Origin of the sequence: Micromonospora sp. C28SCA-DRY-2, assembly GCF_030519475.1 — a bacterium.
Lineage (GTDB): Bacteria > Actinomycetota > Actinomycetes > Mycobacteriales > Micromonosporaceae > Micromonospora.
The window spans coordinates 339,754-353,864 of record NZ_JAUMKD010000006.1 but is presented as its reverse complement, the minus strand read 5'-3'; the positions used below and the strand labels follow the sequence as shown (position 1 = coordinate 353,864).

Sequence of the window (14,111 nt, the reverse complement as noted above, 5' to 3'; positions counted from 1 at the left end):
CCGGGTCAGGCGGTGGCGCGGGACCCAGTCACCCGCTCGCCGAGCTGCTCCACCTGGTGCAACCCGTCGCGGAGCAGGTCGAGCGCGTCACCCGGCCGGCCCCACCGCTCCAGCCGGTCGGCGAGCAGCAGGACCACCGCCGCCAGTTCCCGGCGCCATCCGGCCGCCCGGAAACCCGCGGCCGCAGCGCGCAGGTGCCGCTCGGCGGCCGCCTGGTCCCCGGCGTCGGCCCGCAGCAGACCGCGTACCCGGTCGGCCCGGGCCGCCACCGCCACGTCGCCGCCCGGATCGGCGGCGTCGCGGAGCAGCGCCTCGGCGTGCTCCGGCTGGCCGAGCGCGTGGTAGACCTCGGCGAGGTCCACACCGGCCTCCCGGGCCAGGGCCCGCTGCCCGGCGTCGGTCAGCGCGGTGTGCGCGGTGGCCAGGTCGGCGAGGGCGCCGGCCAGGTCGCCGGCGGCCCGGCGTCCCTGCCCGCGGGCCCGGCGGCAGCAGGCCAACTGCACCCGCATGGCGACCTGCCGGGCGGCCTGCCGGGCCTGTTCCACGGCGACGGCGGCCTCCGCGATACCTCCCGCGGCGAGCAGCGATTCCGCCACTGTCAGGTGCAGCTCGGCCACCCGGGCCGGTGCGGGCAGCACGGCCAGCGCGAGGGCCTGCCCGGCGGCCTCGGCGGCCGCCTCCCCGTCGCCGAGCGCGACGTGGCAGAGCACCAGGTCCGCGCACAGGGTCAGCAGGGCAGACGGGTCCGGAAAGCCGTCCCGCGTCAACGCGTCCCGCGCCTCGGTGAGCAGGTAGCGGGCGTACCGGGGGTCACCGGTGTGGTACGCCACCGCGGCCCGGCCGGCGGCCACCTCGGCGCGGACCGGCGGCGGCGCCCCGGCCAGCAGCGCCTCCGCCCGGTCGAGCTGGGCCGAGGCGGTGTCCGGGTCGTCCCGGCGCAGCGCCACAGTGGCCAGTCCGAGCCGGGCCCGGGCGGCCACCACCGGCTCGTCCAGCTCCGCGGCGGCGGCGGCCACCCCGTGCAGCACGGTGGCCGTCTCGCCGGTGGCGCCGGCCAGGTCCGCCCGGACCAGCCGGACCCGCAGGCGGAGCACGTCGGCCGGCGAGCGGCCGGTGGCCAGGTCCGCCGGGGTGACGCCGAGCCGCTCGGCGAAGTGGGCGACCGCGTCGGCGGAGGGCACCCGCCGCCCACCCTCCACGGCGGAGACGTAGGCAGCGGTGTACCGGGGCTCGGCCAGGGCACGCTGGGTGAGCCCCCGGGCCGCGCGCAGCCGCTGGATCCGCGCGCCCAGCGCCGTCGCCCCCGGCGTACCGGGCTCCGGCCCGGTCACGACAGCCGCTCCGCCGCACGCAGCCCGCGCCGCAGCACCGCCGCGGCCGCGTCCCGCTCGGCCCCGGCCAGCAGCAGCTCGGCGAGGTGGCGGCAGGTGATCACCACGTCGCCCATCAGGCCGGCCCGCTCGTACCGGTCGACCGCCCGTAGCAGCAGCCGCCGCGCCTGGTCGGCGTCGCCCTGGGCGGCCCGCACCAGCCCGCGTACCCGGTCGGCCTCGGCCATCAGCTCCCGGTGGTCGCAGGCCGTCGCCGTCCGGGCGGCGTGCTCGGCCAGCTCGCCCGCCTCGTCCAGTACGCCCTCCCGGCGGCGCGCCTCGGCCAGCTCCAGGGTCGCCCCCGCCTCGTCGAGCACCGCGCCGACGGCGCCCAGGATCTCGCGGGCCCGGCGCAGCTCGGTGCCCGCCTCCCCCGGGCGGCCGGCCCGCAGCAGCACGTAGCCACGGGCCCACCGGCACAGCCCGATCTCCCGGGTCAATCCCAGCTCGGCGTAGCGGCGACCGGCCTCCCGCAGGTGGTGGTCCGCCTCGGCCAGCTCGCCGTCGCGGCGCAGCTGCCCGGCGATGGCGTGGAACTGCGCCACCCACTCCTGGTTGGCCACCCGATCCAGCAGCGGGGAGACGTCCCGCTCCAGCCGCCGGGCCCGGTCCCGCCAGCTCAGTTCGAGGAAGGTGTACATCAGTGCGTTGGTCAGCCGCAGCTCGGCGTCGGCGTCCACCGGCGGGGTCGCCCGGAGCGCCCGCAGGCCGCCCTCGAGGATCGCCACCGCCCGCGGCGCGTCCCCGGTGACCAGCAGGCAGTACGCCTGCCGGGCCAGCACCGCCGCGCGCAGCGCCGGGCACCCGTCGGGGACCGCACGGGCCAGCTCGTCGTAGCGGGCGGCGGCGTCCTCGGTCAGCCCGCGGTGCAGCTGCGCCTCCGCCAGGTGGTAGCCGGCCCAGCCGGCCAGTTCGGGGAGGCGGTAGTGGTCGGCGCGGCGGCGGATCCGGGTCAGCGCCTGCTCGGCGGCGGCCACCTGTCCGGCGGACAGGGCCCGCCGGGCGGCCGCGTGCTCGGCCGCGAGCTGATCGGCCACCCCGGGTGGCCGGCCGTACCGCAGGTCGTCCACCGGCACCCCGAGCCGCCGCGCGACGTACGCCAGCGCCTCCGGGCTGGGTGCGCGGGCGCCCGACTCCACCGCGCCGAGGAAGGCGCGGGTGTAGCGGGTGCCGACGACCTGTTGCTGGGTCAGGCCCCGGGCCACCCGCAGCCGCCGGATCCGCTGGCCCAGGCTCTCCACGACCAGGTCGTCGTCCGGGGCGTCGTCGCCGATCACGACGACGTCGGCCGCGGCCGTCTCCGCCATCCCGGCTCCTTCCCGACCGTCGCGCCCAGCCTAGTGCGCCCGCCGCGCGGTCGACCGCCCTCGGCGGCGCTGCCGAGGCGGGGGGTCAGGTGGGCTCGGGGTCGCGGACCAGGATCCGCACCGCCCGGGCGGCGGCGATCGCGCCGACCAGCACGGCGTGCCGGGGTTCGGGCACGTCGAGCAGGCGCTCGGCGCGCAGCGCGGCCAGCGGGGCGAGCCGCCGGTCGGTCAGCACGGTGTCCACCGCCCGCCGGTCACCCCCGCAGACCAGCGCGCTCAGCGTCGACGCGGCCGGCAGCAGCAGCCGTACGGCCAGCTCGGCGGCGTCGGCCAGCGCCGCCTTCGCCTGGTTGTCGCGGCGCCGGGCGAAGCGCTGCTGGGACCAGCCCCCGGCGGCGGTGCGGCCCTGCACGTAGCGGGTGTCCACCTTGGAGACCTCCAGCTCCTCCCCCGCCGCGACGCCCACCGCCACCGCGCCCTTGCGGGCGAGCAGCAGGCCGATCCGGCGGGGCGCGGTCGCGGCGGCCACGAACCCGGCCAGGTCGGCGGTGGCCGGGGCGCCCGGTGGGGTGTGCAGCTCGGCGGTCGCGCCGTCCGGGGCGGCGAGTCGCAGGCCGTAGCCCTCGGCGGTGGTGACGGGCGGGCCGTGCCGGTCCGTGAAGCCGGTGACCCAGCGGCCCACCCGGCCGGGGTCCACCTCGACCCACCGACCGCCGCCTACCGCCGGCCTGCCGACCACGGCAACCTCCCGAATGACGTAACGCGAACCGGCTCAACCACGGAGCAACCGCCACGTCGCGAGTGCCGTGTCGGCCGCGCCGGCGGGGGCCCGCGCCGCCGTCCAGGTGGCGATGACGCCGGTGAGGGCGCCGGCGAGGTAGGCGGCGTGCAGGTCCACCGGCACATCGTCCACTCCCCGCGGCCGCGCCCGCGTCGCCAGGCTGCGCCGCAGTTCGGCGGCGAGCCGGTCGCGCAGGCCCGCCGCGAAGCGGGCGCTGCCGTGCGGGGACAGCATCCTGCGGTAGAGAACCGCGTTGGCGGCCACGGTGTCGAAGAGGTCGCGCAGCGGCTGCGGCGGCTCGTCGCGCGGGGCGTCCAGCGGGCAGAGCGCCGCGGCGCGGGCCACCTGGGCGACGGCCTCCTCCATCGCGTCGGTGACGAGCGCGTCCAGGTCGGGGAAGTGCAGGTAGGTCGTCGCGCGGTTGACCCCGGCCCGCTTGGCCACCTCGGCGATCGTGATGTCGCCCAGCTCCCGCTCGGCCGCCAGTTCCAGGACGGCCGCGCGCAACCTGGCCCGGGTCCGCAGGACGCGGGGGTCGGAGGAGTTCACCCCGCCACTATACGACACCCGTGGTTTATACGACACGTGTCGTGTAGCCTCTCGGCCATGCGGATCGAGATCTGGGCGGACGTCGTCTGCCCGTGGGCGTACATCGGCAAGCGGCGGCTGGAGCGGGCGCTGGCGTCCTGGCCGGGCGACCCGGTCGAGGTCGTCTGGCGGCCGTACCGGATCGACCCCGCCGCCCCCACCCCCGGTGAGCCCCTGGCCGACCTGCTCCGCGACCCGACGGTGGACGCCGCCCTCCGCGGGTGCGCGCCGGGCCTCACGCCCGGCGAGAACCGGGAACGCGTCTCCCGCATCGCGCTCGCCGAGGGTCTCGGCCCCCGTTGGGGGGCCGGCTGGCGGGCCAGCAGCCACGACGCCCACCGCCTCATCGCCGTCGCCCACGACGCCGGCGGCCCGCGGCTGCAGGACGCGGTCGCCGAGGAGGTCATGCGGGCGCACTTCGTCGACGCCCTGGACATCAGCCTCCCCGGCGTGCTGGACGAGGTGTGCCGCCGGGCCGGGTTCCCCGCGGGCGGCGGGCTGCTCGCCGACGGCGCGGGCGACATGACCGTCCGGGAACTGGTGCTGCGGGGCCGGGCCACGGGGGTGGCGACGTCCCCGACGTTCGTCGCGAACGGCGCGGCCCTGCGCGGCGCGCAGCCCCCGGAGGTGATCCACGCCTTCCTGGCCGGGGCCGCCGGCCGCAGCCCGCGCCGGGTCCCCGAGGAGGTCGAACGCCTCCGGCACGCCGAGGCGCTGCTGGACCTCGGTGATCCCCTGGGCGCCCTCACCCTGCTCCGGCCCCTGCTCGACAGCCACGGCGACGATCGCGGCACCCGACTGCTCGCCGCCCGGGCCTACTTCCACTCCGCCCAGCTCAACCGGGCGCTGCGGATCCTGGAGCCGCTCGCGGCGCAGGCGCCGGACGACTCGTACGTGCGGTTGCTGCTGGGGCGGACCCTCCAGCGGCAGGGCGATCCCCGAGCCACCGCCCACCTGCGCCTGGCGGCGGCGATGTCCCCCGGCTACGCCGGCTGACCGCCGGCGCCGGCTCGGCGGGCACCTCGGTCGAGGGTGCCCGCGACCGGTTGGCCGCACGCCCCGGTCGGGCCGCCCGCACACGCGTCGTCTGGCGGGCGCCACGCGGCGGTGGTGGCGGCCTCATCCTGGCAGCAGCATGGCTGTCGCCAGGGCCGCGATCAGGGCGCTGGAGACCAGGGCCGTGACGCGGCGGCCGCGCGGCCCGGTCAGCAGCCGCCCGACCAGGGTGCCCCCACCGGCGATCAGCAACTGCCAGCTGGCCGAGGCGAGGAAGGCGCCCACCACGAAGAGCAGCGCGTCGGCCGCGCCCGGATCCGCACCGCCCTGCCGACCGATGACGAGGGCGGCGAAGTAGACCACCGTCGCCGGGTTCAGCAGGGTCAGCGCCAGCACCCCGGCGAAGGCCCGGGTCGGGGTGTCCAGTCCCCGGCGACCGTCGGCGGGACCGGCGGGCGCGGTTCGGGGTCGCACCGCCCGCCAGGCGCCGTGGCCGGCGATGGCGAGCAGCACGAGCGCGGCGGCCAGCCGCAGCGGGCCGGCGACCGGGGCGATCAGCCCGGCGACCACCGCCCCGCCGAGGGCCGCCACCGCGGCGTAGAGGCCGTCGGCGGTGGCCACCCCGAGCGCGGCGGCCGCGCCGACCCGGAACGACGTCCGGGCGCTGAGCCCCAGGATGAGCACGGCGATCGCGCCGACCGGGATGGCGACGCCGTAGCCGGCGACCAGGCCGGCCAGGAACGCGCCGGTCACGACCGTCGGCGGCGGGTCGAGGCGCGACCGGGCGCCGTGCGCTGTCGACGCGCGACGACGGTCGCGGCGACAGGGACGGGCTTCATCCGGTACGTCTCGAACACCCGCCCATCCTGCGCCCGCTCCCCCACCCCCGCCACCGATTTCCGCGGCCCTGTGACCCCGTGATCGTCTGCTGCTGGACAGGGCTGCCCGCGCCCGCTCACCAGCAGACGATCGTGGAGCCCCAGCGAGCGCGGCGGGGTGAGACGCGTCGAGCGCGGCGCCCCGCGGGGGCGCCGCGCTCGACGGTGACCGGACGGGTCAGACGTTGAAGCCGAGGGAGCGGAGCTGGTCGCGGCCCTCGTCGGTGATCTTGTCGGGGCCCCACGGCGGGAGCCAGACCCAGTTGATCCGGATGTCGCTCACCAGGCCGCCACCCGGGCCGGTGGTCAGCGCCTGCCGGGCCTGGTCCTCGATCACGTCGGTGAGCGGGCAGGCCGCCGAGGTGAGCGTCATGTCCAGGGTGGCGACGTTGTCGTCGTCGACGTGCACGCCGTACACCAGGCCCAGGTCGACCACGTTGATGCCCAGCTCGGGGTCGACGACGTCCTTCATCGCCTCCTCGATGTCGGCGACGGCGGCCTTGCCGCCCGCCGCGCCGGCGACCGGCGTGCCGGCGGCACCCTCGGTCGACGGCGTCGCCGCGGTGGCGGTGTCCTCGCTACTCATGCCTTAACCTCCGAAGGGCTCGCGCCCACGCCGGCGCGTGCCGCGGCGTCCTTGAACGCCATCCACGGCAGCAGCGCGCACTTCACCCGGGCCGGGTAGCGGGCGACACCCGCGAACGCCACCCCGTCGCCGAGCACGTCCTCGTCCGGCGTGACCTGACCACGACCGGACATCAACTGCACGAACGCCTCGTGCACCACGAAAGCTTCCCCGGCGCGCCGGCCCGTCAGCAGCTCGTGCAGCACGCTCGCCGACGCCTGGCTGATCGAGCAGCCCATCCCGTCGTACGAGACGTCGTGCAGCACGTCGCCGTCGGTGGCGACCCGGACGGTGACCTCGTCACCGCAGGTGGGGTTGACGTGGTGCGCCTCGGCGACCTGGTCCGCCGGGTCGTCCGCGTCGCGCAGGCCGCGCCCGTGCGGGTGCTTGTAGTGGTCCAGGATGATCTCCTGGTAGAGCTGGTCGAGCTGCATCAGCCGAACACCTTCCGCACCTGCTCCAGGCCCGCCACCAGGGCGTCGATCTCCTCGGTGGTGGTGTAGAGGTAGAACGAGGCCCGCGTGGTGGCCGGCACGCCGAACCGGGTGCAGACCGGGCGGGCGCAGTGGTGGCCGACCCGCACCTGCACGCCGAGCGAGTCGAGCACCTGCCCCACGTCGTGCGGGTGCACGTCGCCGAGGGCGAAGGAGATCGTCCCGCCCCGGCCCACCGGCACCGTCGGCCCGAAGATCCGCAGGCCGGGCACGGTGGCGAGGGCGTCCAGCGCGTACGCCGTCAGCTCCTTCTCGTGCCACTGGATGGCCCGCATGCCGATGCCGGAGAGGTAGTCCACCGCGGCGCCGAGCGCGACCGCCTCGGCGATCGGCGGGGTGCCCGCCTCGAACCGGGCCGGCGGCGCGGCGAAGGTGGAGCCACCCATCGCCACCGTCTCGATCATCGAGCCGCCGCCGAACACCGGCGGCATCGCCGCCAGCAGCTCGGCCCGCCCCCAGAGCACGCCGATGCCGGTCGGCCCGCACATCTTGTGCCCGGTGAAGACGATGAAGTCGGCGTCGTAGTCGACCACGTCCATCGGCATGTGCGGCACCGACTGCGAGCAGTCCAGCAGCAGCAGCGCCCCCACCTCGCGGACCCGCTCGGTGATCCGCGCGGTGGCGTTGACCGTGCCGAGGATGTTCGACATGTGCACCAGCGAGACGATCTTCGTCCGCTCGGTGACCAGGTCGTCCAGGCCGGACTCGTCCAGCCGCCCCGAGTCGGTCACCGGGAACCAGCGCAGGGTCGCGCCGGTGCGCTCGCAGAGCAGCTGCCACGGGACGATGTTCGAGTGGTGCTCCATCTCGGAGATCACCACCTCGTCGCCGGGGCCGAGCCGGAAGCGCGGGTCGCCGTCCGGGCGCAGCGAGGCGTTCGAGAAGGCGTACGCCACGATGTTGATCGCCTCGGTGGAGTTCTTGGTGAACACCACCTCGTCCACGCTCGGCGCGTTGATGAACGCGGCCACCTTGGCCCGGGCGCCCTCGTACGCCTCGGTGGCCTCGGTGCCCAGCGTGTGCACCGAGCGGGACACGTTGGCGTTGTGCCGGGCGTAGTGCTCGGCGAGCACGCCGAGCACCTGCCGCGGCTTGTGCGAGGTGTTGGCGCTGTCGAGATAGACCAGCCGGTGCCCGTTGACCTCCCGGTCCAGGATCGGGAAGTCGGCGCGCACCGTGGCCACGTCGTAACGCGGCACGTCGTCGTACTGCGGCATCCCGGATGGGATCGCGATGGTGGTCATCTCAGCGACCCTTCCGCGCCTCAGGCCCGCGCCGAACCGGCCCCGGCGACGTACCGCTCGTAGCCCTCTTCCTCGAGCTTGTCGGCCAGCTCCGGGCCGCCCTGCTCGACGATCCGGCCGGCGACGAAGACGTGCACGTGGTCCGGCTTGATGTAGCGCAGGATCCGGGTGTAGTGGGTGATCAGCAGCAGGCCGGTGTCGCCGGTGTCGCGGACCCGGTTGACCCCCTCGCTGACCACGCGCAGCGCGTCCACGTCCAGGCCGGAGTCGGTCTCGTCGAGGATGGCCATCTTCGGCTTGAGCAGCTCCAGCTGCACGATCTCGTGCCGCTTCTTCTCACCGCCGGAGAAGCCCTCGTTGACGTTGCGCTGGGCGAACGCCGGGTCCATCTGGAGCCGCTCCATCGCCCCGCGCAGCTCGCCGCCCCAGGTGCGCAGCTTCGGCGCCTCGCCGTCGATGGCGGTCTTGGCGGTACGCAGGAAGTTGGCCACCGAGACGCCGGGCACCTCGACCGGGTACTGCATGGCCAGGAAGAGGCCGGCGCGGGCCCGCTCGTCGACGGACATGTCCAGCACGTCCTCGCCGTCGAGGGTCACCGAGCCGCCGGTGATCTCGTACTTCGGGTGGCCGGCGATCGAGTAGGCCAGGGTGGACTTGCCGGAGCCGTTCGGGCCCATGATCGCGTGGGTCTCGCCCGAGCGGACGGTCAGGTCGACGCCGTGCAGGATCGGCTTGAGCTCACCCTCGGGCAGCTTGACCGACACCTGCAGGTCACGGATCTCCAGGGTGCTCATTATCGGGTCACTCCATTGCTCGGCGTGAGGCTGACGTAGATGTCGCCGTCGCGGACTTCGACGGGGTAGACGGGTACGGGTTCGGTGGCGGGCAGCCCGGTGGGCTCGCCGGTGCGCAGGTCGAAGCGGGAGCCGTGCAGCCAGCACTCCAGCGTGCAGCCCTCCACCTCGCCCTCGGAGAGGGCGACCGCGGCGTGCGAGCACTCGTCGTAGACGGCGTAGAACTCGCCGTCCTCGCCGTGCACCAGCGCGATCTGGGTGCCGTCGACGTCCGCGCTGATCGCGGTCCCCTTCGGCACGTCCTCGGTGGAACAGATCCGGATCATCAGGCGCCCGCCTTGGCCAACCGCGCCTCGATGGCCTCGCCGAGCCGCTCGCGCAGCTCCTCGACCGGGATCTTGTTGATCAGCTCGGCGAAGAACCCGCGCACCACCAGGCGGCGCGCCTCGGCCTCCGGGATGCCCCGGGCCATCAGGTAGAACAGCTGCTCGTCGTCGAACCGGCCGGTCGCGCTCGCGTGCCCGGCGCCGGCGATCTCGCCGGTCTCGATCTCCAGGTTCGGTACGGAGTCCGCCCGCGCGCCGTCGGTGAGCAGCAGGTTCCGGTTGATCTCGTACGTGTCGGTGCCGGTCGCCTCGGCCCGGATCAGCACGTCGCCCACCCAGACGGTGCGCGCACTCTCGCCCTGCAGGGCGCCCCGGTAGCCGACGTAGCTGCGGCAGTCCGGCACCGCGTGGTCGACCAGCTGCCGGTGCTCCAGGTGCTGGCCGGAGTCGGCGAAGTAGAGGCCGTACAGCTCGGCCTCGCCGCCCCGCTCGGTGTACTCCACGCTGGTGTACTGCCGCACCAGGTCGCCGCCGAGACTGACCTGGACGTGGATCACCTTGGCGTCCCGGCCCAGCTTGACCTTGAGGTGCTGCGCCTGCACCGCGTCGTCGGCCCAGTCGGCGATGGTGACCAGGGTCAGCTTCGCCCCGTCGGCCACGCTCACCTCGACGTTGTCGGCCAGCGTGGCCGAGCCGACGTGCTCCAGCACCAGGGTCACCTCGGCGAACCGGCCCACCTCGACGAAGGTGTGCCCGAAGGCCAGGCCGTCGACGCCCGAGCCGACCACCCGCACGGTCGCCGGCTCGGCGACCACGGCGTCCCGCGCGACCTGCACCAGCAGCGCCTGCTCGGCCCGGCCGTAGGCCAGCGCGCTGATCCGGTCGAACGGGGTGAGCACGCTGCCCACCCGCGGATCGTCCTTGCCGACGCGCGTGACGGTGACGCCCGCCGGCAGGTCGCCGTGCTCGTGCCGGACCGTGCCGGCGGCGGGCTGCGCCCCACCGGCCAGCCCACGCAGGCGCTTGAGCGGAGTGAAGCGCCACTCCTCCTCCAGGCCGGTCAGGGCCGGGAAGTCGGCGACGTCGTACGAGCGGAGCGCCTGCGACTTGGTGCTGGGCGGCGCGGAAGCCTGGGTAGTCATCTCTTCCTTGGTCTGTTCTGCGACGACGGTGTCATTGGTCGGAGGGTCGGTCGGTGTTCGCGCGGCCCGGCCAGACGGTCGGCGTCCGCGCGGCCCCGCAGTGGGCCGGCGTCCGCGCGGCCCCGCAAGCGGGTCGGGCTGGTCGCCGCCCGGGTCGGGGTCAGCCGACCGCGCCCTCCATCTGGAGCTCGATCAGGCGGTTGAGCTCCAGGGCGTACTCCATCGGGAGCTCCTTGGCGATCGGCTCGATGAAGCCGCGCACGATCATCGCCATCGCCTCGTCCTCGCTCAGGCCCCGGCTCATCAGGTAGAAGAGCTGGTCCTCGCTGACCTTGGAGACGGTCGCCTCGTGCCCCATCGACACGTCGTCCTCACGGATGTCGACGTACGGGTAGGTGTCGGAGCGGGAGATGGTGTCGACCAGCAGCGCGTCGCACTTCACCGTGCTGGCGCTGTGGTGCGAACCCTCCAGCACCTGCACCAGGCCCCGGTACGAGGTGCGGCCGCCGCCGCGGGCGATCGACTTGGAGACGATGGTGCTGCTGGTGTGCGGCGCGGCGTGCACCATCTTGGCGCCGGCGTCCTGGTGCTGGCCCTCACCGGCCATGGCCACCGAGAGCACCTCGCCCTTGGCGTGCTCGCCGGTCATGTAGACCGCCGGGTACTTCATGGTGACCTTGGAGCCGATGTTCCCGTCGATCCACTCCATGGTCGCGCCCTCGTGGCACACGGCGCGCTTGGTGACCAGGTTGTAGACGTTGTTCGACCAGTTCTGGATGGTCGTGTAGCGGCACCGGGCGTTCTTCTTGACGATGATCTCCACCACCGCGCTGTGCAGCGAGTCGGAGGAGTAGATGGGCGCGGTGCAGCCCTCGACGTAGTGCACGTACGCGCCCTCGTCGACGATGATCAGCGTCCGCTCGAACTGGCCCATGTTCTCGGTGTTGATCCGGAAGTAGGCCTGCAGCGGGATCTCCACGTGCACGCCCTTCGGCACGTAGATGAACGAGCCACCGGACCAGACGGAGGTGTTCAGCGCGGCGAACTTGTTGTCGCCGACCGGGATGACCGTGCCGAAGTACTCCTTGAACAGGTCCTCGTGCTCCTTGAGGGCGGTGTCGGTGTCGAGGAAGACGACACCCTGCTCCTCGAGGTCCTCACGGATCTTGTGGTAGACCACCTCGGACTCGTACTGGGCCGCCACGCCGGCGATCAGCCGCTGCTTCTCGGCCTCGGGGATGCCCAGCTTGTCGTAGGTGTTCTTGATGTCCTCGGGCAGGTCCTCCCAGCTGGTGGCCTGCTTCTCGGTGGACCGGACGAAGTACTTGATGTTGTCGAAGTCGATCCCGGTGAGGTCGGCGCCCCAGGACGGCATGGGCTTGCGGTCGAACAGCCGCAGGCCCTTCAGCCGCAGGTCGAGCATCCAGGCCGGCTCGTTCTTCTTGGCCGAGATGTCCCGCACCACCGCCTCGTTGAGGCCGCGCTGGGCGGAAGCCCCGGCGACGTCCGGGTCGGCCCAGCCGTACTCGTAGCGGCCCAGGGCGGCGAGCTGCTCCTCCTGGGTCAGGGGCTGGACGATCTGCTCGGTCATCTATCTGTCCTCACAGTGGTGACGGTCTTACCGGACTGGGCACGCCCCGGCTGGGTCGGGATGTGCGTGGTGCACACCCCGTCGCCGTGCGCGATGGTGGCCAGGCGCTGCACGTGGGTGCCGACCAGACGGGAGATCACCGCGGTCTCGGCCTCGCACAGCTGGGGAAACTCGGCGGCCACGTGCGCCACCGGGCAGTGGTGCTGGCAGAGCTGGCCACCCGAGGCGATCGTGGACGCGTTGGCAGCGTAGCCCTCGGCGGTCAGCGCGGCGGCGAGCGCCTCCGCCCGGGCGAGCGGGTCGTCGCCGGCGTCCTCCATCGCCGTGCGGCAGCGCGCCTCCAGGGCGGCGACCTGCTCGGCGGCGAACGCCGCGACGGCCGCGGACCCGCCGTCGCGGGCGATCCAGCGCAGCGCGGCGGTGGCCATGTTGTCGTAGTGGTGGGTGCCGCAGCGGACCCGGGCCGCGTCGGTCAGCAGGAACACCTTCGCCGGGCGGCCGCGGCCGCGGTGGCCGCGCACGGTCTGCTCGCGGGCGACCACGTCACCCTCGGCGAGCATGGCGTCGAGGTGCCGGCGGATCGCCGCCGGGCTGAGCCCGAGCGCCGAGCCGAGCTGCGCGGCGGTGGTCGCGCCCCGCTCCAGCAGCAGCTGGGTGACCCGGTCGCGGGTGGAAAGATCCGTGGCGGACGCGGACGACTCCAGCTCGGCGCGTCTCACGCCGCGCGGCGACCTGGCGCCGTCGCCGGCGACCGGAGGGGTCGCCGGCTGGTGCCCGGGAAGGCTCGCCGCGTTTTTCACAACGCCAACGTTACGTAATTCGCTGGGGGCCCGCAAACCCGGGTCCCGGTGATCCGAACCACCGTCCGGGCGGAGTCGTACGATCCTCGATCACTACGGTGCGTAGGATTTGCGCCGTGAAGCGTCCCGTCCGGTTTCCGGTGTCCGCCGCCCTGCTGCGCCGACTCGCCCTCGCGTCCATCATCGCGAACGTGGGGATCGTGGTCACCGGCGGGGCCGTCCGACTGACCGCCTCGGGCCTCGGCTGCCCCACCTGGCCGCGGTGCACCGACGCGTCCTACGTCGCCACCGCCGAGATGGGCGTGCACGGGGCGATCGAGTTCGGCAACCGGCTGCTCACCTTCGCGGTGGGGATCATCGCGGCGGCCGTGGTGCTGGCGGTGCTGCTGCACCGGCCCCGGCGGCAGGGGGTGCTGCCGCTCGCGGTCGCCGTGCTGTTCGGCATCCCGGCCCAGGCGGTGATCGGCGGGTTCACCGTGCTGAGCAACCTGAACCCCTGGGTGGTCGGGCTGCACTTCCTCGCCTCGATGGTGGTGATCGCGGCCGCGTACGCCCTCTGGCGGCGGATCAAGGACCCGGACGTGCCGGCGGTGCCGGTGGTGCCCGCCCCGCTGCGCACCCTGACGCTGCTGACCACGCTGGCGAGCGTGGCGGTGCTCGTGGTCGGCACCTGGGTGACCGGCAGCGGCCCGCACGCGGGCGACCAGGGAGCCAGCCGCAACGGCCTGGACCCGGAGACCATCTCGCAGGTGCACGCCGACGGGGTGTTCCTGCTCATCGGGCTCTCGGTGGCGCTGATCTTCGCATTCCGGGCGGTTGGCGCCCGGCGCGCCGAGCGGGCCGCCGTGGTGCTGGTCGCCGTGGAACTCGGGCAGGGCCTGATCGGCTTCGTGCAGTACTTCACCCACCTGCCGGCGCTGCTGGTCGGCGCGCACATGCTCGGCTCCTGCCTGGTGCTGCTGGCCACGCTCTCGGTGCTCTGGTCGACCCGGGAACGCCGCCCGGTCACCGTCGAGCCCGTTCCCGCCGCCCCGGCCGCCGAACCGGTCCCCGCCACCGCCTGACCCCGCGCCCGGCGCGGCCCCACGCTCACCGGCCGCCTCAACCGGGCTCCCCCGCCCGGCCGGCGACCACAGGGCGGCCCTCGCGCTGGCCGCTCACCCGACCCGGAAACG

General features: G+C 74.5%; 15 protein-coding genes. 2 read left to right on the top strand and 13 right to left on the bottom strand.

Annotated elements, in window-relative coordinates; translation table 11 throughout:
- Positions 1 to 5: 5 nt before the first annotated feature.
- The 4 genes from Q3W71_RS24450 to Q3W71_RS24435 form a co-directional block, all read right to left on the bottom strand.
- The gene (locus tag Q3W71_RS24450; RefSeq protein WP_302921778.1) at positions 6 to 1,331 is read right to left on the bottom strand and encodes a helix-turn-helix transcriptional regulator; all 1,326 of its coding nucleotides are present in this window, start codon (positions 1,329 to 1,331) and stop codon (positions 6 to 8) included.
- On the bottom strand, positions 1,328 to 2,677 hold the full coding sequence (locus tag Q3W71_RS24445; protein ID WP_302921777.1) for a helix-turn-helix transcriptional regulator: 1,350 nt from the start codon (positions 2,675 to 2,677) through the stop codon (positions 1,328 to 1,330). The genes Q3W71_RS24450 and Q3W71_RS24445 overlap by 4 nt, the downstream gene beginning before the upstream one ends.
- Before the next feature lie 85 nt (positions 2,678 to 2,762).
- On the bottom strand, positions 2,763 to 3,416 hold the full coding sequence (locus Q3W71_RS24440) for an acVLRF1 family peptidyl-tRNA hydrolase (protein WP_302921776.1): 654 nt from the start codon (positions 3,414 to 3,416) through the stop codon (positions 2,763 to 2,765).
- Positions 3,417 to 3,449: 33 nt separating this feature from the next.
- Complete coding sequence (locus Q3W71_RS24435) at positions 3,450 to 4,007, bottom strand: TetR/AcrR family transcriptional regulator (protein WP_302921775.1); 558 nt, start codon at positions 4,005 to 4,007, stop codon at positions 3,450 to 3,452.
- Between the two features lie 57 nt (positions 4,008 to 4,064).
- Between Q3W71_RS24435 and Q3W71_RS24430 the strand changes: the two genes are divergently transcribed.
- Entirely contained in the window at positions 4,065 to 5,042 is a 978-nt protein-coding gene (locus tag Q3W71_RS24430; RefSeq protein WP_302921774.1) for a DsbA family protein, read from the top strand.
- A gap of 123 nt (positions 5,043 to 5,165) precedes the next feature.
- Here Q3W71_RS24430 and Q3W71_RS24425 read toward each other — a convergent pair whose 3' ends face one another.
- From Q3W71_RS24425 to Q3W71_RS24385, 9 genes are all read right to left on the bottom strand, one after another.
- Complete coding sequence (locus Q3W71_RS24425; RefSeq protein WP_302921773.1) at positions 5,166 to 5,795, bottom strand: LysE family transporter; 630 nt, start codon at positions 5,793 to 5,795, stop codon at positions 5,166 to 5,168.
- Positions 5,796 to 6,098: 303 nt separating this feature from the next.
- Positions 6,099 to 6,506 (bottom strand): metal-sulfur cluster assembly factor, encoded by a 408-nt coding sequence (locus Q3W71_RS24420; RefSeq protein WP_302921772.1) that lies wholly within the window; start codon positions 6,504 to 6,506, stop codon positions 6,099 to 6,101.
- Positions 6,503 to 6,979, bottom strand: a complete 477-nt coding sequence (gene sufU / locus Q3W71_RS24415) for a Fe-S cluster assembly sulfur transfer protein SufU (protein ID WP_302921771.1) — start codon at positions 6,977 to 6,979, stop codon at positions 6,503 to 6,505. Before sufU ends, Q3W71_RS24420 begins: the two co-directional genes overlap by 4 nt.
- Positions 6,979 to 8,283, bottom strand: a complete 1,305-nt coding sequence (locus Q3W71_RS24410; RefSeq protein ID WP_302921769.1) for a cysteine desulfurase — start codon at positions 8,281 to 8,283, stop codon at positions 6,979 to 6,981. Before Q3W71_RS24410 ends, sufU begins: the two co-directional genes overlap by 1 nt.
- Positions 8,284 to 8,303: 20 nt before the next feature.
- Complete coding sequence (gene sufC, locus Q3W71_RS24405; RefSeq protein WP_302921768.1) at positions 8,304 to 9,077, bottom strand: Fe-S cluster assembly ATPase SufC; 774 nt, start codon at positions 9,075 to 9,077, stop codon at positions 8,304 to 8,306.
- Positions 9,077 to 9,403, bottom strand: a complete 327-nt coding sequence (locus tag Q3W71_RS24400; RefSeq protein ID WP_167185851.1) for a non-heme iron oxygenase ferredoxin subunit — start codon at positions 9,401 to 9,403, stop codon at positions 9,077 to 9,079. The genes sufC and Q3W71_RS24400 overlap by 1 nt, the downstream gene beginning before the upstream one ends.
- Entirely contained in the window at positions 9,403 to 10,545 is a 1,143-nt protein-coding gene (gene sufD, locus Q3W71_RS24395; protein ID WP_302921766.1) for a Fe-S cluster assembly protein SufD, read from the bottom strand. Before sufD ends, Q3W71_RS24400 begins: the two co-directional genes overlap by 1 nt.
- 160 nt (positions 10,546 to 10,705) lie before the next feature.
- The gene (gene sufB / locus Q3W71_RS24390; protein WP_302921764.1) at positions 10,706 to 12,136 is read right to left on the bottom strand and encodes a Fe-S cluster assembly protein SufB; all 1,431 of its coding nucleotides are present in this window, start codon (positions 12,134 to 12,136) and stop codon (positions 10,706 to 10,708) included.
- The gene (locus tag Q3W71_RS24385) at positions 12,133 to 12,936 is read right to left on the bottom strand and encodes a metalloregulator ArsR/SmtB family transcription factor (RefSeq protein WP_302921762.1); all 804 of its coding nucleotides are present in this window, start codon (positions 12,934 to 12,936) and stop codon (positions 12,133 to 12,135) included. Before Q3W71_RS24385 ends, sufB begins: the two co-directional genes overlap by 4 nt.
- A gap of 98 nt (positions 12,937 to 13,034) precedes the next feature.
- On the opposite strand from Q3W71_RS24385, the gene Q3W71_RS24380 reads away from it, so the two are divergent.
- Entirely contained in the window at positions 13,035 to 14,000 is a 966-nt protein-coding gene (locus Q3W71_RS24380) for a heme A synthase (RefSeq protein ID WP_302921761.1), read from the top strand.
- Positions 14,001 to 14,111 lie beyond the last annotated feature (111 nt).

What these genes read in the sequence shown, in the direction of transcription:
- Q3W71_RS24445 (WP_302921777.1), bottom strand. Translation starts at nt 2,677, where the DNA reads ATGGCGGAGACGGCCGCGGCCGACGTCGTCGTGATCGGCGACGACGCC.
- sufC (WP_302921768.1), bottom strand. Translation starts at nt 9,077, where the DNA reads ATGAGCACCCTGGAGATCCGTGACCTGCAGGTGTCGGTCAAGCTGCCC.
- sufD (WP_302921766.1), bottom strand. Translation starts at nt 10,545, where the DNA reads ATGACTACCCAGGCTTCCGCGCCGCCCAGCACCAAGTCGCAGGCGCTC.
- sufU (WP_302921771.1), bottom strand. Translation starts at nt 6,979, where the DNA reads ATGCAGCTCGACCAGCTCTACCAGGAGATCATCCTGGACCACTACAAG.
- Q3W71_RS24400 (WP_167185851.1), bottom strand. Translation starts at nt 9,403, where the DNA reads ATGATCCGGATCTGTTCCACCGAGGACGTGCCGAAGGGGACCGCGATC.
- Q3W71_RS24430 (WP_302921774.1), top strand. Translation starts at nt 4,065, where the DNA reads ATGCGGATCGAGATCTGGGCGGACGTCGTCTGCCCGTGGGCGTACATC.
- Q3W71_RS24420 (WP_302921772.1), bottom strand. Translation starts at nt 6,506, where the DNA reads ATGAGTAGCGAGGACACCGCCACCGCGGCGACGCCGTCGACCGAGGGT.
- Q3W71_RS24410 (WP_302921769.1), bottom strand. Translation starts at nt 8,283, where the DNA reads ATGACCACCATCGCGATCCCATCCGGGATGCCGCAGTACGACGACGTG.
- sufB (WP_302921764.1), bottom strand. Translation starts at nt 12,136, where the DNA reads ATGACCGAGCAGATCGTCCAGCCCCTGACCCAGGAGGAGCAGCTCGCC.